This window comes from Sphingomonas sp. HMP6 (assembly GCF_013374095.1).
GTDB lineage: Bacteria > Pseudomonadota > Alphaproteobacteria > Sphingomonadales > Sphingomonadaceae > Sphingomonas.
The window spans coordinates 2,729,086-2,749,417 of the sequence record NZ_AP022672.1; the positions used below are offsets into that span (position 1 = coordinate 2,729,086).

A 20,332-nucleotide genomic window follows, 5' to 3' on the forward strand; every position below is an offset into this window, starting at 1 on the left:
ATATCCAGCGAGCAGAAAACACGAGCAACCCCTAACACTGTGCCTTCGCAGCACTAGTCCCTTATAACGCACTTATCACGATTCGATTCCGCGCTGCCACCTTCTTGACTCAATTTCTCGAAAGAGTGTCGTCAAGGACACACCCGCCCGGCCCCGCCGGGCACCATATGTGTCGCTTGCGGCCTAGCCGGGACATCCTATAGATACCGCCTTATCCCCGCATCCGTTTTGTTCAGGAACATCCGATGATCCGCCGTCTCCGCATCGCGAACCGCCCAGTGTTCCGCACCGTTGCCCTAGTTTCGCTTGCGGCGCTGTCGCTCGCGGCGTGCAGCAAGGGCGGACGGCCCAAAAATGCCGATCTCGCCGCGTCGAAGGTCATGACGATCGGCGTCAACGCCTATCTGTGGCGCGCCAGCCTCGACACGCTGAGCTTCATGCCGCTGTTGCAGACCGATTCGAACGGCGGCGTGATCGTCACTGACTGGTACATCAACCCCGCCGCGCCGACCGAGCGCGTCAAGGTCACCGTGACGATCCTCGACCAGGATCTGCGCGCCGACGGCCTGCGCGTCGCCTATCTGCGGCAGATCAACCAGGGCGGCCAGTGGGTTGCCGCGCCGACCCAGGCGGCAACCGTGCAGAAGCTCGAGGATATCATCCTCACCAAGGCACGCGACCTCCGCCGCGCCGCCGTCGCCGGCTAAGGCAGCGTTCCGATGGCGTCACGCTTCAACGCGCTGAAGGCGGACGCGGCTTGGCAAAAGGTGTGGGACGACCGCGCCACCTTCGTCGCGCGCGACGATTCGCTCAAGCCGCGCTCCTATGTGCTCGAGATGTTCCCCTATCCGTCGGGGAAGATCCACATGGGCCATGTCCGCAACTATACGATGGGCGACGTGCTCGCGCGCTTCCGCCGTATGCAAGGCATGGAAGTGCTGCATCCGATGGGATGGGACGCCTTCGGCATGCCGGCCGAGAATGCCGCGATGGAGAAAGGTGTCCATCCCGGCGGCTGGACGCGGGACAACATCGCCACGATGAAGGCACAGTTGAAGCGCCTCGGCTTCGCGCTCGATTGGAGCCGCGAGCTGGCGACGTGCGAGCCCGACTATTACGGGCACGAACAGGCACTGTTCCTCGAACTGTTCCGCCACGGGCTGGTCTACCGCAAGGAATCCTCGGTCAATTGGGATCCGGTCGACATGACGGTGCTTGCCAATGAGCAAGTCATCGAAGGACGCGGCTGGCGTTCGGGCGCGTTGGTCGAGCGGCGCAAGCTGTCGCAATGGTTCCTCAAGATCACCGACTTCGCCGAAGAGCTGCTCGAAGGCTTGGGCGGGCTCGAACATTGGCCCGATAAGGTCAAATTGATGCAGGAGAATTGGATTGGGCGCAGCCAGGGGCTGCAATTCCGCTTCGCCCTGTCCGACGGAGGTTCGGTCGAAGTCTTCACTACGCGCCCCGATACGATCTTCGGGGCAAGCTTCGTCGCGGTCGCGGCAGACCATCCGATCGCGCAGGCGCTCGCGGCGGGCAATCAGGACGCCGCCGCCTTCATTGCACTGTGCAAGCGCGGCGGCACCACTGCAGCCGAACTCGATACGCAGGAGAAACTCGGCTTCGACACCGGGATCACGGCGACGCATCCGTTTGACCCGGATCAGCAATTGCCCGTGTACATCGCCAATTTCGTGCTGATGGACTATGGGACCGGCGCGGTGTTCGGCGTGCCCGCACACGACCAGCGCGACATGGATTTCGCGCGCAAATATGATCTGACGGTGCGGCGAGTCGTCTCCGATGGCGACGTCACCGAGCCACAGTTCACGGGCGACACCGCCTATACCGGCCCCGGCACGCTGGTGAATTCGCACTTTCTCGACGGCATGGATGTCGAGGATGCCAAGCGCACCGTGATCCAGCGTGCCGAGGGCGAAGGCTGGGGCACCGGATCGACCGTATTTCGTCTGCGCGACTGGGGTGTCAGCCGTCAGCGCTATTGGGGCACGCCGATCCCGATCATCCATTGCGATGCGTGCGGTGCTGTGCCGGTCCCCACTGAGCAATTGCCGGTCGTGCTGCCCGAGGACGTCAGCTTCGACATTCCCGGTAATCCGCTCGACCGCCATCCGACGTGGAAGAACGTCCCCTGCCCGTCCTGCGGCGGTGCTGCCCGACGCGAAACCGACACGCTCGACACGTTCGTGGATTCGTCCTGGTACTTCATCCGCTTCGCCAGCCAGCCCAAGGACAAGCCGTTCGACCGCGAAGTGGCCGAGAAATGGCTACCGGTCGCGCAATATATCGGCGGGGTCGAGCATGCGATCCTGCATTTGCTCTATGCCCGATTCTGGACCCGTGCACTGAAACACATCGGCATGCTTGATGTAGCTGAGCCCTTCGCGGGCCTGTTCACGCAAGGCATGGTGACGCACGAGACCTATAGCCGCCAGGTCACCGAAACCGGCAGCGACGGCGTCGATACGATCACCAAGCCACTGTGGTTGTCGCTCGACGATATCGTAAAGCAGGACGACGGCTATATCGAGCGTGCCACCGGCAAAGCGGTCACCGTCGGCCGCGTCGAGAAGATGTCGAAGTCGAAGAAGAACACCGTCGACCCGACCGGAATCGTCGATCAATATGGCGCCGACGCGACGCGCTGGTTCATGCTGTCCGACTCACCACCCGAGCGCGATCTGCCGTGGAGCGAGGCGGGGATCGAGGGTTCGTGGCGCTTCATTCAGCGGCTGTGGCGGTTGTTCGATGCGCCCGAAAGTGCCGAAAGTGCCACTCAGAACGCTGCGCTGGACCGCAAGCTGCACCAGACGATCGCCGGAATTGCCGTTGATATTGAAGCACTTGCCTTCAACAAGGCAGTCGCCAAGCTGTACGAACTGGTCAATGCGATAGAGCGTGCCGAGCCGTCCGCATCGCGCGACTCGGCGATCGCCACGCTGATGCGTCTGGTCGCACCGATGGCACCGCATCTGGCCGAGGACGCCTGGGCCGCCGCCGGCAATTCCGGGCTGATCGCGGATGCGGCCTGGCCCGAGGTCGACCCCGCCTTGCTGGTCGAGGATGAAGTGACGATCGCGGTGCAGATCAACGGCAAATTGCGCGACACGCTCGTCATGCCAAAGGGCACGTCGCGCGAGACAGTCGAAGCGGCTGCACTCGCCTCGGAGAAGATCCTGCGTATCCTGGAAGGCAAAGCACCCCGGAAGGTCATCGTCGTGCCCGATCGCCTCGTGAACCTCGTCGCATGAGCCGCCTGGCCGGTCTTGCCGCCGCGATGTTGGCGCTATCGGGATGCGGGCTGCATCCGCTCTATTCGGGCGGCAGCTCGGGCACGGTCGCCTCGACCCTCAGCCAAGTCGAGGTCGCACCGATCCAAGGCAAGGCCGGCTGGCTGATGACCAATGCGCTGCGCGACCGGCTGCGTAGCGACGGAACCCCGCGCTATCGTCTCGAAATGAAGCTCGACGATCAGATCGCGGGCCTCGGCGTGCGGCGCGACAATAGCGTCACGCGTGAACGCCGGACGCTGCGCGCGCGCTATCAATTGGTCGATCTGTCGAACGGATCGGTACTGCTCGACGCGGCGGCCGGGTCGGACGCCGGGATCGACGTCGTGAAGTCCGAATACGCAACGATCGCGGCAGAAAACACCGCGCTCGAACGGCTTTCGAACACCGTTGCCGACCAGATCGTCGCGCGGATCGCCACGTACGTGCAGCGTACCGCGCCCGAACCTCAGTGACCCAACCCCCAGGAATCCGACCCCCAGGGATCCAACGGGGGTCGCCCGCGTGAAAGCCAATCTCAACCAACTAAGCCGCGCGATCGACACGGTCAGCGGCGATGTGCGCCTTTATCTGCTCCACGGTCCCGACGAAGCCGGCGCGCGCGAGATGGCCACACGGCTTGCGCGTGCGATGGGGCCGGAGGCCGAGCGCGTCGATCTCGAACCCACCCTGCTCAAATCCAGTCCCGGCCGCCTGGCCGATGAAGCCGCGTCGCTGTCGCTGTTCGGCACGCAACGCCACATCCGCGTGACCGGTGCGGGCGAGGAAAGCGTCGAGGCGTGCACGATGCTGCTCGCCGCGCCGCGCGCCGGCAATCCGGTCGTGCTGATCGCGCCGACCGTCAAGGGCACTTCGGCGCTGGTCAAACTGGCCACGGCGCACCCGAATGCCCTCGCCTGCGTCTTCTACGTCCCCGATGCCGGTGAGGCCGACAAGATCGCCACCGGCGTCGCGCGCGAATTCGGGCTGCGCACCACCGGCGCGACCGCCGCGCGGATCGCGGCGGCGGCGGCGGGCGACCGGGCGGTGGTGACGCGCGAGCTGGAGAAGATCGCCTTGTTCCTCGACGCCGCGCCCGAGCGACCGCGTGAGCTCGACGATGCCACACTGGATGCGATTGGGGCCGATCTCGGCGATGCGGAGATGTCGCGCGCGATCGACGCGGCGATCGACGGCGGGCCGGATCGGCTGGGCGAGGAACTGGCGAAGCTCGGCGTCGCGGGCGTCTCGCACATTCCCTTGCTGCGGCAATTGGTCCGCCGGTTGATGGCCTTAGCCGAATTGCGCGGGGAAATCGACAGCGGGGCGAATGCCAACGCTTTGCTGGAGCGCGTTTTTTTCCGCGAACGCGCGATCACCGCGCGCGCTCTCCGCATCTGGTCTGCGCCAAGACTTAATGACGCGATCGATCGCGTCCGCCGCGCCGAACGCGCGACGATGGCGCCCGCCAATGCCGGCGGCGTGCTCGCCGATGCCGCGATGCTCGCCGTCGCGCGGATGGCCGCGCGGCAGCGCGACTAGGCCTCCACGGCTAAGGTGCGCTAGAGCAAGATGACGTTAGCATGACCCGTTCGCCCTGAGCCTGTCGAAGGGCAGGTCCCACATGCGACGGCGCGATTGTGTCACAGGTGCTTCGACAAGCTCAGCACGAACGGATCGAGGGCGTGCATCAATCTAACGTCATCCGGCTCTAAGCCTTTGGGCCTTGGCCGTAGAATTGGAAGATTTCCAGAATCCTTTCGGCGGTAATGCCATCCTCCTGTGCGATCGCGAGCGGATGGGCGTCATCCGTCACCCACAATAAGGGCCGTTGGCGATTCGGCCGCGGCTGCACCCAGACGCCAAGCGGATCGGTACCGACAAAGTCAGCGAGTTGATTGCACAGCCACCCGCTCCACGGCCACATATCCTCATACATGCCGCTATCGAAGCCCATGACATATTTATCGAAGTTCTCACGCGACAGCGGCGACCAGCAGCCGAAGCCAAAATGCCCCGCAGCATCCCGAACGGGAATCTGCAGCACAGCGCGGACCATGATATAAGTGCCATCGAGGACGCAAAAATCTTCCGACAGGAAGTCGCCATCATAGCGCAAAGCGCCGTTGTGTTCGTAATCTGCGGCGCCGCGCCACGGGTCGGGCGCATGCGCTGCCAGATCGAAAGGCCAGCCATGCTCTGCATTGAAGCGATCGCACCGCCAGCGGGCAGTTTGCAAGTGCCGCGCGGCGGTTAAGCGCGCTTCTTCCCCCAACCGAACACGGTCGCCGCTCCCTCTAATGACTAGGACAAGTCACGCCACTTGCCTCTACTGAAAGTCGCCGGCGCTAAATCCGCTCGCCGGTCAGTCGCTGACACACCATGTCGAGTTGATCGAGCGTGGAATAGGACAGCGTCACAGTCCCGCCCTTGGCACCGTGAGAGACGCGGACCGAAAGTCCGAGAAGATCGGCAAGCTGATGTTCCAGCGCCGCGAGATCGGGATCGCGGCCATTGCCGCCGACGCTTGCGCTCTTCGTCTCGATCTTCGATGCCCGCGCCAGCCGTTCGGCATCGCGCACCGATAGCCCGCGCGCGACGATCTGATCCGCCAGCCCTTCCACATCGGGCGCGCCGATCAAGGCGCGTGCATGGCCCATCGTCAACGCGCCGGCCACGACACGTTCCTGGACGCTGCGCGGAAGTTCCAGCAAGCGCAGCAGGTTGGCGATATGGCTGCGCGACTTGTTGACGAGCTTCCCAAGCGCGTCCTGGGTATGGCCGAAATCGTCGATCAAGCGATGATAGGCTTCGGCCTCTTCGATCGCGTTGAGATCCTGCCGCTGGATATTTTCGACAAGCGCGACTTCTAGCGTCTCGGTATCGTCGAAAGAGCGCACGATGACGGGCACTTCGTGCAACCGTGCGCGCTGCGCGGCGCGCCAGCGGCGCTCACCTGCGACAATCTGATAGCCGGTTCCGTGCGGGCGCACGACGATCGGCTGGAGTACGCCGCGCTGCGCGATCGACTGGGCGAGTTCTTCGAGCGCGGCCTCATCGAAATGGCGGCGCGGCTGACCCGGGTGCGGGGTGAGCGACCCGACCGGAAGCGAGCGCACACCGGGCGACGCACCTTCCTTGCCGCCACCGACCGGCTCCTCCCGCGCGAGATCGCCCAACAACGCGTTTAGTCCCCGGCCAAGCCCCGAGCGAGGCTTTGGACGGGCGGTCGGCGACGTATCCGACGTCCCCGCATCAGCCGAGGTGGCGGGTTGTTCGGGCGGAAGGGTATCGGTCATGCGGCCCGTGCTGGTTGATCTGTTTTGGGAAGGCGCGCGATCAACTCCCGCGCCAGGGCGATATAGGCTTCCGACCCCGGGCAGCGATAATCGTAGATCAACGCCGGCAGACCGTGGCTGGGTGCCTCCGACAAGCGCACGTTACGGGGGATGACCGTATCGAACACCACGCGGCCCAGCACCGCGCGTACATCGTTCGACACTTGGTCGGTCAGGCGATTGCGGCGATCATACATTGTTAGTGCGACGCCGAGAATCGACAAGCCGGGGTTGAAGCGTTCCCGAATGCGCTCGACCGTGCTCAGCAACTGACTGAGCCCCTCAAGCGCGAAAAATTCGCACTGCAGCGGCACGAGCAGCGAATTGGCCGCGACCATCGCGTTCAGGGTCAAAAGACCGAGCGACGGCGGACAATCGATCAGCACGACATCCCAGCGCCGGTCCGACCGGGCGAGCGCGCGAGACAGGCGATGCGTGCGCTCTTCATATTCGACCAGCTCGATCTCCGCCCCCGACAGATCGACCGTTGCGGGCACGATCTCAAGCTTGGGAACGCAAGTCGGCATCGCGGCGACCTCGATCGGGGTTTCCCCAATGAGGATGTCATAGGTTGAGTGGTGCCGATCCGCGCGCGAAATTCCCAGCCCCGTCGAGGCATTTCCCTGGGGATCAAGATCGAGCAGCAGGACACGCGATCCGGTTGCCGCGAGCGCGGTCCCAACGTTGATCGCGGTGGTCGTCTTACCGACCCCGCCTTTTTGATTTGCGACAGCTATCACGTTCATCGACGCGCTACCTTTGATGCGAGAACGATCAGCGACTTCGCATCTGTGACGCTATGTTCCACGTGAAACACACCATGCCATGTCTCGCAGGCGGTTGCCACATCTTCGCGCGCGCTTTGTCCCTTAGGGAGAATCCATTGTGTGCGAATCGAAGAGCACGCCGCGGCCCACGCGAAGAGATCGGTGAGCGGCGCGACCGCGCGCGCCGAAATCACCGACGCTACGACCCCCGACAGCGACTGAATCGGGGCTGCAACGACGCGCACGCGATCCGCGACCCCGACTCTCTCCGCCGCCTCTTCGAGAAAGGCGGCGCGTTTGCGGCGCGGCTCCACCAGATAGACCGTGCGCCGGGTGAGTGCGGCGATCACCAGGCCGGGAAATCCCGCGCCACTCCCGATATCGATCCAAGGCCCCGCCGCGGAATCCGCGTCGGCAAACTGAAGGAGCTGCGCCGAATCGACGAGGTGGCGCGTCCACATCATACTCAGCGTCGAGGGTGCGACCAAATTCTGGCGAGCGTTCTCCTCGGCTACCAGATCCGCAATTCGCTCCATCGCCGTGATGCCGACAGGACCATGACGCAAAGCGATCCAGGAGCGGGCATCGTCCTCGGTCACGCCGCAACCCGCCGCAATTGCAACAGAATCGCCGTGAGCGCGGCTGGGGTTACGCCGCGAACGCGAGCTGCGGCACCAAGGCTTGCGGGTCGCGCAGCAGACAAGCGCTCGATCATCTCGGTAGAGAGCCCCGGTACCGTCGCATAATCGAGCGACACCGGGACGCCGATCCCTTCATGCGACCGTTGCTGCGCGATCTCGGCATCCTGTCGGGCGAGATACGGGGCGTAGCGCGCATCCTCGGCAATTTCGGCGAGCAACGAACGATCTTCAAAGGCAACAAGGTCAGGCGCGAGCTGATCGATCGTCACCCCCGCGACGCGCAACCACTCGGCCGCGGTGCGAGCCGGCGGATCGGCAGCAACCTCCGCCCCTTTCGCCATCAGCGATGCCACACCGACAGGTTGCTGCAGCCGCTGCTCGATCCGTCCGCGCGCGACGGCACGATCACCAATGCGCGCCAGGCGAGCAGGTGAGAGGCATCCGATCTCCGCCGCAAGCGGTGAAAGCCGCGTCTCGGCATTGTCCGACCGCAGCCGCAATCGATACTCCGCGCGGGCGGTTAACATGCGATACGGTTCGGTAATTCCTTGCAACACCAGATCGTCAATCATCACGCCGAGGTAGCTCGACGCGCGATCGAGGATGACTGAAGGCGAACCCAAGGCCATTGCCGCAGCGTTCAACCCGGCAATCAGCCCCTGCCCCGCCGCTTCCTCATAGCCGGTCGTGCCGTTGATTTGACCGCAACAGAACAGACCCGGCATCGCGCGAACTTCCAGCGTCGCCGACAGTGCGCGCGGATCGATATGGTCATATTCGACGGCATATCCCGACGCGACGATCCGCGCCTGTTCGAGACCAGGAATCGATGCGATCATCGCCGCTTGAATGTCGACCGGCAATGACGTCGATATGCCGTTGGGATAGACCGTCGCGTCGTCCAATCCTTCGGGTTCGAGAAAGATCTGATGCCCATCGCGGTCGCCGAAGCGATGGATCTTGTCCTCGATCGACGGACAGTAGCGCGGTCCCTGCCCCGCGATCGCCCCACCAAAGAGCGGTGAGCGATCCAGCCCACTGCGGATGATATCGTGCGTTGCGCTCGTCGTTCGGGTGATGGCACAGCGCAATTGCGGCAAAACGCGTCCGGCGGACAGCGGCGACATCGTCCACGGTTCGTCATCACTCGGTTGTTCGCCCAGCGCCGCCCAATCGATTGTGCGGCCGTCGAGCCGGGGTGGTGTTCCTGTCTTGAGCCGCGCCATCGGCAATCGCGCGGCCCGCAATTGCGCTGCCAAGAGCGACGCCGCCGCCTCCCCGATCCGTCCACCGACCGATCGATCTTCACCGCAGAACATGGTGGCGCCGAGGAATGTTCCGGTCGCGAGCACGACGGCGGGTGCCGAAACGACGGTTCCATCCGACAGCCGCACACCCTGCACAATCGTGCCGTCGAGCGCGAGCGCGGCAACTTCGCCGACGATGATGTGCAGGTCGCGCTGCGCGGCAAGCATATCCTGGATCGCGGCGGCATAGCGCTTGCGGTCGGCCTGGACTCGCGGACCTTGCACCGCCGTGCCCTTGCTGCGGTTGAGCATGCGATAATGGATGCCGGCGGCATCGGTGGCGCGCGCGATCAAGCCGTCGAAAGCGTCGATCTCGCGCACCAGATGCCCCTTGCCGAGGCCACCAATCGCAGGGTTACACGACATCGCGCCGATCTTGCTCGCGTCGAAACTCACAAGCGCAGTACGCGCGCCACATCTCGCTGCCGCAGCAGCCGCCTCGGTCCCGGCGTGTCCGCCGCCGACGACGATGACGTCGAATGTATCCATCAGATTTGGCTAGGTCGCAGTGCGGTGCGTGTCAAAGTTTATGCGCACTGTTCCACGTGGAACATCATTTGCCGACGCAGAAGCGCGCGAAGACTGCGTCCAGGACATCTTCAATCCCGCTCCGCCCGGTAACGGCGTCGAGGGCGCGCAGGGCGCGGCGCACCTCCTCCGCTACAATCAGCACGTCACTGCCCTTTGCTGCCAATAGATCAGCGCGGCATTGGTCCAACAGGGCACGCTGGCGCTGGTTTACCGAGAGCTGGTCGCTTTGTGGCAATAAGGTCGCGGCGCGCGCCGCGATCCGGTTCCACAGCAAATCCAGGCCCGCACCGGTCCGCGCCGACAGCGAGACGTCAACGCCGGATCGGGCGGTTTCGCGACCGGCAACGTCGCAGCGCGGGTGCACCTGAATATCGTTGGCGCTGGCCTCCCCTTGCGCATCGAGCCACACGACGATGTCGGCCCCGGCAATCGCCCCGCGCGCGCGCTCGATCCCGATCCGCTCGATCTCGTCGCCCGGCGTTCCGGTCAAGCCAGCCGTGTCGGTCAACACATAGGCAATCCCGGCCCGCACCACCGATGCTTCGATCCGATCCCGCGTCGTTCCGGAAATGGGCGAGACGATCGCCACATCGCGTCCGGTCAGTGCGTTGAGCAGCGTCGACTTCCCGCTATTGGGCGCTCCTGCGATCACGACGCGAACGCCATCGTGTAAACGCTCGACCGCAGGTGCAGCGAGCAGCCGATCGATCTCGGTCGCAATCCGGGTGATGTCCGCCGTGATCGCATCCAGCGCTTCGTCGGCGACATCGTCTTCGTCGGAGAAATCCAACTGAGCCTCGATCCGCGCCGCGACACCAATCAGATCGCTGCTCCAATGTTCGATCTGCGCGCGAACCCCGCCCTCGGCCATGCGCAACGCGGCGCGGCGCTGACCCTCGGTCTCGGCCGCGAGCAGATCGCCCAGCCCTTCCGCCTCGGTCAGATCGATCACGCCATTTTCCAGCGCGCGGCGGGTGAATTCGCCGGCTTCGGCGCGCCGGGTACCGGGCCGTGTCGCAATCGCGGCTTCAACCGCCGCAACGACGGCGCGCCCGCCATGAACGTGGAATTCGACGCAATCCTCCCCGGTCGCACTACGTGGGCCAGGGAAGAACAGGACGATTGCGCGATCAAGCACCGCGCCTTCGCTTGGTTCGCGCAGCACCCGCAATACGGCCCGGCGCGGTTCGGGCAGCGCCCCCGCGATAGCAGACGCAACCGCCGTGGCGCGCGGTCCGCTGATCCGCAGGATCGCGATGCCGCACGGGGCCGCACCGCTCGATACGGCGAAGATCGTGTCGCGCTCCGTCACGGTCTTACTTGGTCGAGGATTCAAACATCTTGCGCCACATGCCCATCCCGGCGTCGCTCATCGGCATCCAGCTGCGCATCATATTCTCGACCAGATCGGGGGCGACGACGCCATCCATCGAATTGGTCAGCGCCGAGAGATATTTCTCATGCACCGGCGCAAGATCGGGAAGACCCATGAAACGACGGGCTTCCTCTGGAGTGCATTCGACTTCGACATTGATCTTCACGCCGCTTCTCCGCTTGAGCGCGCGCCTGCTGCGCGGCATATCGTGCCCATGTATGCGCGCGATATCGCCCGGATCGCAACGCCTGTCGGCATCATCGCCGTCGAAGGCGATGCCAGCGCCATTCACGCGATCCGCATCGAAGCCTCCGGGTCAGCGATCATCGGCTCTGCCGAACCCGTCCTTCGCGCCATTGCACAATTGGAACAATGGTTTGCGGGCGACCGTGTAACCTTCGATCTACCCTTGGCATCCGCCGCGACGCCGCGTGGACAAGCGCTGCGCGATGCGATGGTCGCGATCGGCTATGGCGAAACGTGCAGCTATGGCGCGCTTGCGCATAGCGCGATATCCAGCGCCCGGGCGATCGGCCAGGCGTGCGCTCGCAACCCCTTCCCCATCGTGGTGCCGTGCCATCGCGTGCTGAATGCGGACGGCCGGCTTGGCGCATATTCCGCCGGTCAGGGATCGATAACCAAACGCTGGTTGCTCGACCACGAACAACGCTACGCCGCCGGTCGCGCGATCACTGCACCGCTGCAGCGGGATCTGTTCAGCCGGTAACCGCGCCGATCATCGGTTGCATATCGTGCCAACCCTCGAGGATCATCTTGCCCGCGACGTAGACGATGATGACCAGCCCGATCCAGGCGATCCACCGGAAACGCTCGATATATTTGGCGATAATGTTGGCGGCGATGCCCATCAACGCGACCGACAGGATCAGCCCGATGACCATGATCCCGGGATGCTCGCGCGCGGCGCCGGCCACTGCGAGCACATTGTCGAGGCTCATCGAGACATCGGCGACCGCGACCGCCCAGGCGGCCGAAAGAAAGCTCTTGGCCGGACGGATCCCGCTATGCTCGTCACCCTCGACCTCTGCCGATCCGCCGGGAACGGAACGCGGCTGCAACTCGCGATACATCTTCCACGCGACCCATAGCAGCAACAGTCCGCCGCCAAAGACGAGCCCGTAGGATTTGAAGCTCTCCAGGCCATAAAGCACGGCCACCGCGAACACGATGCGCAAGATCAGCGCAGCAAGAATGCCGATCCCAATGACCTTCTTGCGCTGGTCGGCGGGCAAGCCTGCCGCCAGCGCGCCAACGATGATCGCATTGTCTCCAGCAAGGGCAACGTCGAGGAGAACCACGGTCGCGAACGCGGTAAGTGCGGACGCCGAACCGATATTCGCGAAGTCGGTCAGGATGTGTTGCCACAGCCAATTCAACGACATGGGTTCAGCGGTGGCCGCTGCTAGGAGAAAGGTGAGCATCGCATGTTCCTAGCGTGTCGCCGGGACATGGGCAAAGCCCATGTCGTCGGTCGGGAGCGGTGCTCCCGCCGGCCGAGCCGATGCGAGTCCGCCGGCAGCATGCCGACGGCGGCATACGGCTATTGATTCATTGAATCGAAGAAATCTTCGTTGGTCTTCGAATTCTTCATCTTGTCGAGCAGGAATTCCATCGAATCGATCGTGCCCATCTGCATGAGGATGCGGCGCAGCACCCACATCTTCGACAGCTTGCTCTGATCGACCAGCAGCTCTTCCTTGCGCGTGCCGGACTTGCCGACGTCGAGCGCCGGGAAGATGCGCTTGTCGGCAACCTTGCGATCAAGCACGATTTCCGAGTTACCCGTGCCCTTGAATTCCTCGAAGATCACTTCGTCCATGCGGCTGCCGGTGTCGATCAGCGCGGTCGCGATGATCGAGAGCGAACCGCCCTCCTCGATGTTGCGCGCGGCACCGAAGAAGCGCTTCGGGCGCTGCAGTGCGTTCGCATCGACACCGCCGGTCAACACCTTGCCCGATGACGGAACGACGGTATTGTAAGCACGGCCGAGGCGCGTGATGGAGTCGAGCAGGATCACGACGTCCTTCTTGTGCTCGACCAGGCGCTTTGCCTTTTCGATAACCATTTCAGCGACTTGCACGTGGCGCGTGGCGGGTTCGTCGAAGGTCGAGCTGACCACCTCGCCCTTGACCGAGCGCTGCATGTCGGTGACTTCCTCAGGCCGCTCGTCGATCAGCAGCACGATCAGGAACACCTCGGGGTGGTTATCGGTAATCGCCTTGGCGATGTTTTGCAGCATCACCGTCTTGCCGACGCGTGGTGGCGCGACGATCAAGGTGCGCTGGCCCTTGCCCTGTGGGCTGATGATGTCGATGACGCGGGCGCTCTTGTCCTTGATCGTCGGATCGGACGGATCGAGCGTCAGCTTCTCGTCCGGATAGAGCGGCGTCAGATTGTCGAAATTGACGCGATGCCGCACCGCATCGGGATCATCGAAATTGACCGCGGTCAGCTTGACCAAGGCAAAATAGCGCTCGCCATCCTTCGGCCCGCGGATTTCACCTTCGACCGTATCGCCAGTGCGCAGGCCGAATTTGCGGACCTGGTTGGGCGAGATGTAGATATCGTCGGGGCCAGCGAGATAGTTTGCTTCGGGTGAGCGCAGGAAGCCGAAACCATCGGGCAGCACTTCGATCGTGCCGAGCCCCATGATCATCTCGCCTTCTTCGGCCTGAACCTTCAGGATCGCGAACATCAGATCCTGCTTGCGCAGCGTCGACGCGCTTTCGATGCCGAGTTCCTCGGCCATTGCGACCAGTTCAGCCGGTTTTTTGTTTTTCAGGTCTTTGAGATGCATGGGGTGTCATCCGGGCATGAAGATGCTGGGGAGGAGCTTCGATCGGCGATGGGTACGCGACGATGCTTGAGGAAGGATGCCGCAGCCGAACGGGTGGACCCGCCGCACCGTGACACGCTTACGGAATACGGCTGCGTCCCGCCCGCGTCAAGGCTAAGCGCTCGTGAGCGTCTTCAGAACGGCTGGACGATAGCCAGGATGACGATGAAGGTGACGAGCAACGCCGGCACTTCGTTGATGAGGCGCAATTGCTTACCGGTCAGCGTCGGCTTTCCGGCTGCGAGTTTCCTGGCATAGCCGACCGCCCAGCCATGATAGCCGGTCAGCAGCAGCACCAGCAGCAACTTGGTATGCAGCCAGCCGAGACCGCTCGCCCCCGAAAACAGCCCGGAATTGGCCCCAAGAACCAGGCCGAGCACCCATACGACCACCATCGCCGGGGTCAGGATGATCGTGCGGATCTTGCCCTCGCGCTCGACCCACACCGCCGCCTCGGCTGATCCAATCGCAGCTTCCTGATGATAGACGAGATAGCGCGGGAGCATGAACAGGCCGGCCATCCAGAAGATCACGAAAATGAGATGCGCCGCCTTCACCCATGGATAGGCGTTGCCGAGCATGCCGATCATCGTGCGCTCCGAACATAGGCCAGGAGTTGCTCGACATGCGCGATCGGCGTGTCCTGCAGGATGCCATGCCCCAGATTGAAGACATGCGGACGGTCGGCGAACGCATCGAGGATGCGCTGTGCGGCCATTTCCATATCGTTCCCCCCGGCGATCAGCACGAGCGGATCGAGATTGCCTTGCACCGGCATGCCGTGCGGCAAATTTTTGGCGGCCCATTCGGGATCGATCGTCTCATCGACGCCGACCGCATCGACCCCGGTTTCGCGCGCATAAGCGGGAAGTTTTTCGCCGGCCCCCTTGGGGAAGCCGATGACCGGCACGCCGGGATGGCGCGCATGGAGTGCCGCGACGATCGCGGCATTGGGCGCGATTACCCAGCGTTCGAATTGCGCCGGGCTGAGGCTGCCTGACCAGCTATCGAACAATTGCACAGCCTCGACGCCGGCTTCAATCTGCCGTGACAGATATTCGATCGTGCAGGTCGAAATCGCTTCGACGATCTCACCAAAGGCGACCGGATCGGCATAAGCGAAACGCCGTGTCTCGCTCTGATCCTTGCTGCCGTGGCCGGCGACCATGTAGGTAGCCACGGTCCAGGCGCTGCCCGCAAAGCCCAGGAAGGTGGTCTCAGGCGGCAATTGCGTGGCGACCTGCCGCACAGTATCATAGACCGGGTCGAGCCGCTCCAACGCCGGTTGCAGTCCAGCCAGCGCATGATCGACCAGCGCGGGGGTGAGGGCCGGCCCCTCGCCCACGCCGAACGTCAGATGCTGGCCCAAGGCCGATGGGACCATCAGAATGTCGGAGAACAGAATTGCTCCGTCGAACCCGAAGCGGCGGATCGGCTGGATCGTGACCTCGGCTGCCGCTGCGCTATCGTTGACGAGTGCCAGGAAACCGCCCTTTTCGGCGCGAAGGGCGCGGTATTCGGGCAGATAGCGTCCCGCCTGCCGCATCAGCCACACCGGGGGGATAGGCTGACGCTCGCCCTTCAGGCACGCGAGCAGCGGCTTCTTAACAGTCGTCACGGTCGAAACTCCCACCGGCTTTCGCTCACCCTCTTCTATAAGAATCTAGAATCTTAAAAGGATGTAGTCGTTGTTGGCACGTCGATAACGGGGCTTATGCGGTCATCCCGAAAATGCCAACAGCTTGCGCTCCGGGCACGCCCTGAACCGCGATGAGTCGGGCCGACCATCCCCATTATCCACAGCCTGTGCACGGTATCGGCTACCGTGCAGGCAATTGTGGATAAAGCGACGGTTATGCACCGCCGGACCATGGCTTTGCGGGAGGGCGAAGTTGCGCTAGCGGTTGCGACCATGTTGTCCACAGCTTCGTCCAACCGGCTTCGGTGATGCGCCTGCATTTGCACCTTTTGTCGGATTCGACCGGTGAAACGCTCGAGAATATCGCCAAGGCCGCGCTTGCCCAATATGACGATGTCGAAACGATCCGTCACTTCTGGCCGATGGTGCGGACCGAGGCGCATCTCGAACGGATCCTGCAGGAAATCTCGCAAAATCCCGGGCTCGTGCTCTTTACGCTGGTGAACAGTGAGATCCGGCGCACGCTCGAGACGCGGTGCCGCGCGTTAGGTCTGCCGGCGATCGCGCCGATGGACGGGGTAACGCACGCGCTGTCGGGCTTGCTCGGCCAGGCGGCGAAAGCGCGGCCGGGGCGGCAGCACGTCCTCGATGCTGCCTATTTCGCGCGGGTCGAGGCGATCCATTTCACGATCGCACATGACGACGGCATCGGTGCTGAAGATTGGGAAGACGCCGATATCGTGCTGGCCGGCGTTTCGCGCTCCTCCAAGACGCCGACCTCAATCTACCTCGCCAATCGCGGTTTCAAGACCGCCAATATCCCAATCGTGGTCGAAAGCCCGCCGCCGCCGATCCTGTATGCACTCAAGAACCCGATTGTCGTCGGGCTTACCACCAGCGCCGATCGCCTGATCCAGGTGCGGCGCAACCGGCTGCTCTCGCTCAATCAAGTGACCGAGACGGCCTATGTCGATCAGGAGGCGGTCGTGCGCGAAGTCGCGTTTGCGCGACGGATGTTCGCCGACAATGGCTGGCCGGTAATTGACGTCACGCGGCGTTCAATCGAGGAGACGGCTGCCGCAATCATCGCTTTGGTTGGCGAACGGCGTGGCGATACGCGGGCGGAGTCGTGATGCAGGCGCAACAGCGAATCATCCTGGCATCGCAAAGCAGCGCGCGGCGCGCGATGCTCACCGCCGCGGGGGTTGCTTTCGATGCGGTATCGGCCGCGGTGGATGAAGATTCGGCCAAGGCGGCGTTGCTGAGCGAAGGGCTGGCGGCGCGCGACATGGCCGATGCGCTGGCGGAAATGAAGGCGATCAAGGTCTCGTCCGGGGACGGCCAAGCCTTGGTGCTCGGCTGCGATTCGGTCGTCGCGCTGGAGGATGGCGCGATGCTCGACAAGCCGCGCGATCGGGCCGAGGCAGCGGTCCATTTGCGGCGGCTGTCAGGCAAACGCCACGAATTGGTCAGCGCGGCGGTCATCGCCGAGGGCGGGCGTCCGGTGTGGCGCGTGGTCGATCGTGCCAAGATGCACGTGCGGCCTTTGTCCGACGCCTTTATCGAACAGTATCTCGATCTCGAATGGCCCGACATTGCCGGCTGCGTCGGCTGTTACCGGATCGAAGGGCTTGGCGCGCAATTGTTCAGCCGGATCGAGGGCAGCCATTTTACCGTGCTCGGCCTGCCGCTGCTGCCGGTGCTCGATTATCTGCGGGTGCGAAGGGTTTTGGCGTCATGATGTTTGCTGAAGTGATCGGGGACCCGATCGCGCATTCCAAATCGCCGGTGATCCATAAATTCTGGATCGAGGCCGCGGGGATCGACGCCGATTATGCGCGGCATCATGTCGTGCCGGCCGATCTGGCCGACTATCTCGTCACTGCGCGTACCAACCCCGAGTGGCGCGGGTGCAATGTCACGCTGCCCCATAAGGTCGCGGTCATGGATCTGGTCGATGATCCAGGCGACATCCGTGGGACGATCGGCGCGATGAACACGATCCTGCGGCAGGAGGATGGATCGCTGATCGGCACCAACACCGATGCGGCGGGCTTCTACGCGCCGATCGCCGAGCTCGATCTGGCGGGTGCGCCGGTGGTGGTGATCGGCGCGGGCGGTGCGGCGCGCGCGGTGCTGTTCGCATTGTCGCGGCTTGGCGTCGGCCCGGTGACGATCCTGAACCGCAATGTGCTGAAGGCGGCTGCCTTGCTCTCGTCGTTCGGCTTGAAGGGACAAGCGCTGGCGCTCGACGCGAAGCTTCCCCCGGCCGCCTTGCTCGTCAACGCCAGTTCGCTTGGCATGGCGGGGCAAGCGCCGCTCGATCTCAACCTCGACGCGCTGCCCGACGATGCGGTCGTCTATGATGTCGTCTACGCGCCGCTCGAAACCGATTTGCTTGCCACGGCACGCGCGCGCGATCTGGAGACGGTGGACGGGCTCGACATGTTGATCGGGCAAGCCGCGCTGGCGTTCGAATTGTTCTTCGGCGTGGCCCCCCCGCGCGATGAGGCCAGCGATACCGCACTTCGGGCGCTGTTGACGGCATGACGTCAGGCAGCCCCATGACGGTCGGTCTGACCGGCTCGATCGGGATGGGCAAATCGACCGTCGCCGCGATGTTTATCGAGGCCGGTATCCCGGTGTTCGATTCCGATGCCGAGGTTCACGCATTGCAAGGCGCAGGCGGGCGGCTGGTGCCCGCAATCGCGGCGGCGTTCCCCGGCTCGACGCGCGATGGAAGCGTCGATCGCGCACTGCTCGGGCCGATGGTGCTGGGCGATCCGGCGGCGTTGAAACGGCTCGAGGCGATCGTGCATCCGGCAGTCGGCGAAGAGCGCGCGGCGTTTCTGGCAACCAACGCCGACGCGCCGATCGTGGTGTTCGACGTGCCCTTGCTGTTCGAGACAGGAGGCGAGTCGCGAGTCGATTGCGTCGTGGTGGTATCCGCGCCTGCCGATGTGCAGCGCGCCCGCGTGCTCAGTCGGCCCGGCATGTCGGTCGAGAAGTTCGAGGCGATTCGCGCCATGCAATTGCCCGACGCGGAAAAAGTCGCGCGAGCCGACTTTGTCGTGCCGACCGGAGGATCGCACGAGGAGACCCGCCGCGCGGTCCACGCCATCATCGCTTGCCTAGCGGCGCGCGAACCCCCATCATCGTAAGACCATGCGCGAGATCGTCTTCGATACCGAGACTACCGGATTCAGTTTCACCGACGGCGACCGTATGGTCGAGATCGGGTGTCTCGAGATGATCAACCGGGTCGAAACCGGGCGCACCTTTCACGCGTACTTCCATCCCGAACGCACGATGCCGCCCGAGGCGCAGCGCGTCCACGGCCTGAGCGATGCGTTCCTCGCCGACAAGCCGCTGTTCGTGCAGCAAGCCGACGCATTGCTGGAGTTTTTGGGCGACAGCCCGCTGGTCGCGCACAATGCGAGCTTCGATTTCGGCTTCCTCAATGGGGAATTGCAACGCTGCGGGCGCGGCACCGTTGGTTTGCACCGGATGGTCGACACCGTTGCAATGGCACGGATGCGGCATCCGGGCGCAAAGCACAGCCTCGATGCGCTATGCGGCCGCTTCGGTATCGATCGCAGCCACCGGACGCTGCACGGCGCGCTCCTTGACGCGCAATTGCTGGCGCAAGTCTATGTCGAGCTCACCGGCGGGCGGCAGATCGGCCTTGGCCTGGTCAGCGATGTGGTGGTCGAGGCGGCGCCGAGTGCGCCACTTGCCCCCGCGATCGTCCGTCCGGCGCGCATATTCGCGATCAGCGAAGCGGATCGCGCGCGGCACGTCGCTTTCATGAAAACCGTCGTTAATCCATTGTGGGGGAGCGAAGCGGTCGCGCAATAGTTTGAAGGGGGTCGAGGTATCCGATTGATACCGTCCACCGGTCGGGCGATCGTCACAGGCGACGCCGGCCGAACCTAAGGAGAATGCTCATGGATATTCGGGTTTCCGGCCATCAGGTCGAAACGGGCGAGGCGCTCAGAACCCATGTCGACGAGCGACTTCAGGGCATCGCCACCAAATATTTCGCGCGCGCCATTTCGTCGCAGGTCACGTTCGGCAAGGGGCCGCACGACAATCGCTTCACCTGTGACATCGTTGCGCACGTCATGCAGGGGCTGATCCTGAAGGGCAGCGGCGACGCGGCCGATGCCCATGCCGCGTTCGAGGGTGCGGCCGGCAAGATCGAGAAGCAATTGCGCCGCTATATGCGCCGCTTGAAGGACCGCAACGCTGGTGTCGCCACCGCGATCGAAGCCCAGGCCGTGAATGCGGCGGATAATGCCGGTTACACGCTGTTTCAGGAAAATGTGGCCGAGGAAGAGGTCGAGGATTTCCCGCTGATCGTGGCGGAAACGCGCGTCGACGTGCCCGACGCGACGGTGTCGGATGCGGTGATGATGCTCGATTTGCGCAACACCACGGCGTTGCTGTTCCGCAATTCGGGGTCAGGCACCTACAATATGGTCTATCGCCGCGGTGACGGGACGATCGGCTGGGTTGAGCCGCAACGGCAATAGGCCGAACTCCCAGCGGATCGCTCGTGCTTTCGCACCGCGGACAACGCCGCTA

At 63.8% G+C, this 20,332-nt stretch carries 22 protein-coding genes; 11 read left to right on the forward strand and 11 right to left on the reverse strand.

What is annotated here, in order from left to right; translation table 11 throughout:
- The first annotated feature begins 245 nt into the window (after positions 1-245).
- Genes HMP06_RS13295 through HMP06_RS13310 form a run of 4 tightly spaced genes read left to right on the forward strand, consistent with a single transcriptional unit; the run spans position 246 to position 4,832 of the window.
- Complete coding sequence (locus tag HMP06_RS13295; protein ID WP_176497507.1) at positions 246-707, forward strand: DUF3576 domain-containing protein; 462 nt, start codon at positions 246-248, stop codon at positions 705-707.
- Positions 708-719: 12 nt separating this feature from the next.
- Positions 720-3,272 carry a leucine--tRNA ligase gene (leuS, locus tag HMP06_RS13300; protein WP_176497508.1) on the forward strand — a complete coding sequence of 851 codons (2,553 nt, stop codon included), beginning with the start codon at positions 720-722 and terminating at the stop codon, positions 3,270-3,272.
- Complete coding sequence (lptE, locus tag HMP06_RS13305) at positions 3,269-3,766, forward strand: LPS assembly lipoprotein LptE (protein ID WP_176497509.1); 498 nt, start codon at positions 3,269-3,271, stop codon at positions 3,764-3,766. The genes leuS and lptE overlap by 4 nt, the downstream gene beginning before the upstream one ends.
- A 49-nt stretch (positions 3,767-3,815) precedes the next feature.
- A complete protein-coding gene (locus tag HMP06_RS13310) occupies positions 3,816-4,832 on the forward strand; it encodes a DNA polymerase III subunit delta (protein ID WP_176497510.1) in 1,017 nt (338 codons plus the stop codon).
- Between the two features lie 169 nt (positions 4,833-5,001).
- Here HMP06_RS13310 and HMP06_RS13315 read toward each other — a convergent pair whose 3' ends face one another.
- From HMP06_RS13315 to HMP06_RS13345, 7 genes are all read right to left on the reverse strand, one after another.
- A complete protein-coding gene (locus HMP06_RS13315; RefSeq protein WP_176497511.1) occupies positions 5,002-5,529 on the reverse strand; it encodes a DUF2199 domain-containing protein in 528 nt (175 codons plus the stop codon).
- Positions 5,530-5,638: 109 nt separating this feature from the next.
- Positions 5,639-6,469 carry a ParB/RepB/Spo0J family partition protein gene (locus tag HMP06_RS13320; RefSeq protein ID WP_176498543.1) on the reverse strand — a complete coding sequence of 277 codons (831 nt, stop codon included), beginning with the start codon at positions 6,467-6,469 and terminating at the stop codon, positions 5,639-5,641.
- 116 nt (positions 6,470-6,585) lie between these two features.
- Positions 6,586-7,374, reverse strand: coding sequence for a ParA family protein (locus HMP06_RS13325; RefSeq protein ID WP_176497512.1), 789 nt, complete (start codon positions 7,372-7,374; stop codon positions 6,586-6,588).
- Positions 7,371-7,994: a 16S rRNA (guanine(527)-N(7))-methyltransferase RsmG gene (rsmG, locus tag HMP06_RS13330; RefSeq protein WP_176497513.1), complete on the reverse strand. Its 624-nt coding sequence runs from the start codon at positions 7,992-7,994 to the stop codon at positions 7,371-7,373. The genes HMP06_RS13325 and rsmG overlap by 4 nt, the downstream gene beginning before the upstream one ends.
- Positions 7,991-9,832 (reverse strand): tRNA uridine-5-carboxymethylaminomethyl(34) synthesis enzyme MnmG, encoded by a 1,842-nt coding sequence (gene mnmG / locus HMP06_RS13335; protein ID WP_176497514.1) that lies wholly within the window; start codon positions 9,830-9,832, stop codon positions 7,991-7,993. Before mnmG ends, rsmG begins: the two co-directional genes overlap by 4 nt.
- Before the next feature lie 64 nt (positions 9,833-9,896).
- Positions 9,897-11,186 carry a tRNA uridine-5-carboxymethylaminomethyl(34) synthesis GTPase MnmE gene (gene mnmE, locus HMP06_RS13340; RefSeq protein ID WP_176497515.1) on the reverse strand — a complete coding sequence of 430 codons (1,290 nt, stop codon included), beginning with the start codon at positions 11,184-11,186 and terminating at the stop codon, positions 9,897-9,899.
- A gap of 4 nt (positions 11,187-11,190) precedes the next feature.
- Complete coding sequence (locus HMP06_RS13345) at positions 11,191-11,415, reverse strand: DUF6489 family protein (RefSeq protein ID WP_176497516.1); 225 nt, start codon at positions 11,413-11,415, stop codon at positions 11,191-11,193.
- Between the two features lie 48 nt (positions 11,416-11,463).
- Between HMP06_RS13345 and HMP06_RS13350 the strand changes: the two genes are divergently transcribed.
- Positions 11,464-11,976 carry a methylated-DNA--[protein]-cysteine S-methyltransferase gene (locus HMP06_RS13350; protein WP_176497517.1) on the forward strand — a complete coding sequence of 171 codons (513 nt, stop codon included), beginning with the start codon at positions 11,464-11,466 and terminating at the stop codon, positions 11,974-11,976.
- On the opposite strand, the gene HMP06_RS13355 is transcribed toward HMP06_RS13350, so the two are convergent.
- The 4 genes from HMP06_RS13355 to hemE form a co-directional block, all read right to left on the reverse strand.
- Positions 11,966-12,691: a YjbE family putative metal transport protein gene (locus tag HMP06_RS13355; RefSeq protein WP_176497518.1), complete on the reverse strand. Its 726-nt coding sequence runs from the start codon at positions 12,689-12,691 to the stop codon at positions 11,966-11,968. The two genes, HMP06_RS13350 and HMP06_RS13355, sit on opposite strands and share 11 nt — an antisense overlap.
- Positions 12,692-12,810: 119 nt before the next feature.
- A complete protein-coding gene (gene rho / locus HMP06_RS13360) occupies positions 12,811-14,067 on the reverse strand; it encodes a transcription termination factor Rho (RefSeq protein WP_176497519.1) in 1,257 nt (418 codons plus the stop codon).
- Positions 14,068-14,240: 173 nt separating this feature from the next.
- Entirely contained in the window at positions 14,241-14,696 is a 456-nt protein-coding gene (locus HMP06_RS13365) for a CopD family protein (RefSeq protein WP_176497520.1), read from the reverse strand.
- Complete coding sequence (hemE, locus tag HMP06_RS13370) at positions 14,693-15,724, reverse strand: uroporphyrinogen decarboxylase (protein WP_176497521.1); 1,032 nt, start codon at positions 15,722-15,724, stop codon at positions 14,693-14,695. The genes HMP06_RS13365 and hemE overlap by 4 nt, the downstream gene beginning before the upstream one ends.
- 326 nt (positions 15,725-16,050) lie before the next feature.
- Here hemE and HMP06_RS13375 point away from each other — a divergent pair, with 326 nt between their 5' ends.
- From HMP06_RS13375 to hpf, 6 genes are all read left to right on the forward strand, one after another.
- On the forward strand, positions 16,051-16,878 hold the full coding sequence (locus HMP06_RS13375; protein WP_176497522.1) for a pyruvate, water dikinase regulatory protein: 828 nt from the start codon (positions 16,051-16,053) through the stop codon (positions 16,876-16,878).
- A gap of 53 nt (positions 16,879-16,931) precedes the next feature.
- Entirely contained in the window at positions 16,932-17,486 is a 555-nt protein-coding gene (locus tag HMP06_RS13380; RefSeq protein ID WP_232089970.1) for a Maf family protein, read from the forward strand.
- Positions 17,483-18,295 carry a shikimate dehydrogenase gene (aroE, locus tag HMP06_RS13385; RefSeq protein ID WP_176497523.1) on the forward strand — a complete coding sequence of 271 codons (813 nt, stop codon included), beginning with the start codon at positions 17,483-17,485 and terminating at the stop codon, positions 18,293-18,295. Before HMP06_RS13380 ends, aroE begins: the two co-directional genes overlap by 4 nt.
- Positions 18,296-18,309: 14 nt before the next feature.
- The gene (gene coaE, locus HMP06_RS13390) at positions 18,310-18,906 is read left to right on the forward strand and encodes a dephospho-CoA kinase (protein WP_232089681.1); all 597 of its coding nucleotides are present in this window, start codon (positions 18,310-18,312) and stop codon (positions 18,904-18,906) included.
- A 4-nt stretch (positions 18,907-18,910) separates the two neighbouring features.
- The gene (dnaQ, locus tag HMP06_RS13395) at positions 18,911-19,603 is read left to right on the forward strand and encodes a DNA polymerase III subunit epsilon (protein ID WP_176497525.1); all 693 of its coding nucleotides are present in this window, start codon (positions 18,911-18,913) and stop codon (positions 19,601-19,603) included.
- 89 nt (positions 19,604-19,692) lie between these two features.
- Positions 19,693-20,280: a ribosome hibernation-promoting factor, HPF/YfiA family gene (gene hpf, locus HMP06_RS13400; protein ID WP_176497526.1), complete on the forward strand. Its 588-nt coding sequence runs from the start codon at positions 19,693-19,695 to the stop codon at positions 20,278-20,280.
- Positions 20,281-20,332: the final 52 nt, after the last annotated feature.

Excerpts from the sequence above, each read along its gene's own strand:
- rho (WP_176497519.1), bottom strand. The coding sequence starts at position 14,067 with ATGCATCTCAAAGACCTGAAAAACAAAAAACCGGCTGAACTGGTCGCA.
- HMP06_RS13365 (WP_176497520.1), bottom strand. The coding sequence starts at position 14,696 with ATGATCGGCATGCTCGGCAACGCCTATCCATGGGTGAAGGCGGCGCAT.
- lptE (WP_176497509.1), top strand. The coding sequence starts at position 3,269 with ATGAGCCGCCTGGCCGGTCTTGCCGCCGCGATGTTGGCGCTATCGGGA.
- HMP06_RS13380 (WP_232089970.1), top strand. The coding sequence starts at position 16,932 with ATGCTCACCGCCGCGGGGGTTGCTTTCGATGCGGTATCGGCCGCGGTG.
- aroE (WP_176497523.1), top strand. The coding sequence starts at position 17,483 with ATGATGTTTGCTGAAGTGATCGGGGACCCGATCGCGCATTCCAAATCG.
- HMP06_RS13295 (WP_176497507.1), top strand. The coding sequence starts at position 246 with ATGATCCGCCGTCTCCGCATCGCGAACCGCCCAGTGTTCCGCACCGTT.
- HMP06_RS13325 (WP_176497512.1), bottom strand. The coding sequence starts at position 7,374 with ATGAACGTGATAGCTGTCGCAAATCAAAAAGGCGGGGTCGGTAAGACG.
- HMP06_RS13350 (WP_176497517.1), top strand. The coding sequence starts at position 11,464 with ATGTATGCGCGCGATATCGCCCGGATCGCAACGCCTGTCGGCATCATC.
- coaE (WP_232089681.1), top strand. The coding sequence starts at position 18,310 with ATGACGGTCGGTCTGACCGGCTCGATCGGGATGGGCAAATCGACCGTC.
- leuS (WP_176497508.1), top strand. The coding sequence starts at position 720 with ATGGCGTCACGCTTCAACGCGCTGAAGGCGGACGCGGCTTGGCAAAAG.
- hpf (WP_176497526.1), top strand. The coding sequence starts at position 19,693 with ATGGATATTCGGGTTTCCGGCCATCAGGTCGAAACGGGCGAGGCGCTC.
- HMP06_RS13355 (WP_176497518.1), bottom strand. The coding sequence starts at position 12,691 with ATGCTCACCTTTCTCCTAGCAGCGGCCACCGCTGAACCCATGTCGTTG.
- dnaQ (WP_176497525.1), top strand. The coding sequence starts at position 18,911 with ATGCGCGAGATCGTCTTCGATACCGAGACTACCGGATTCAGTTTCACC.
- mnmG (WP_176497514.1), bottom strand. The coding sequence starts at position 9,832 with ATGGATACATTCGACGTCATCGTCGTCGGCGGCGGACACGCCGGGACC.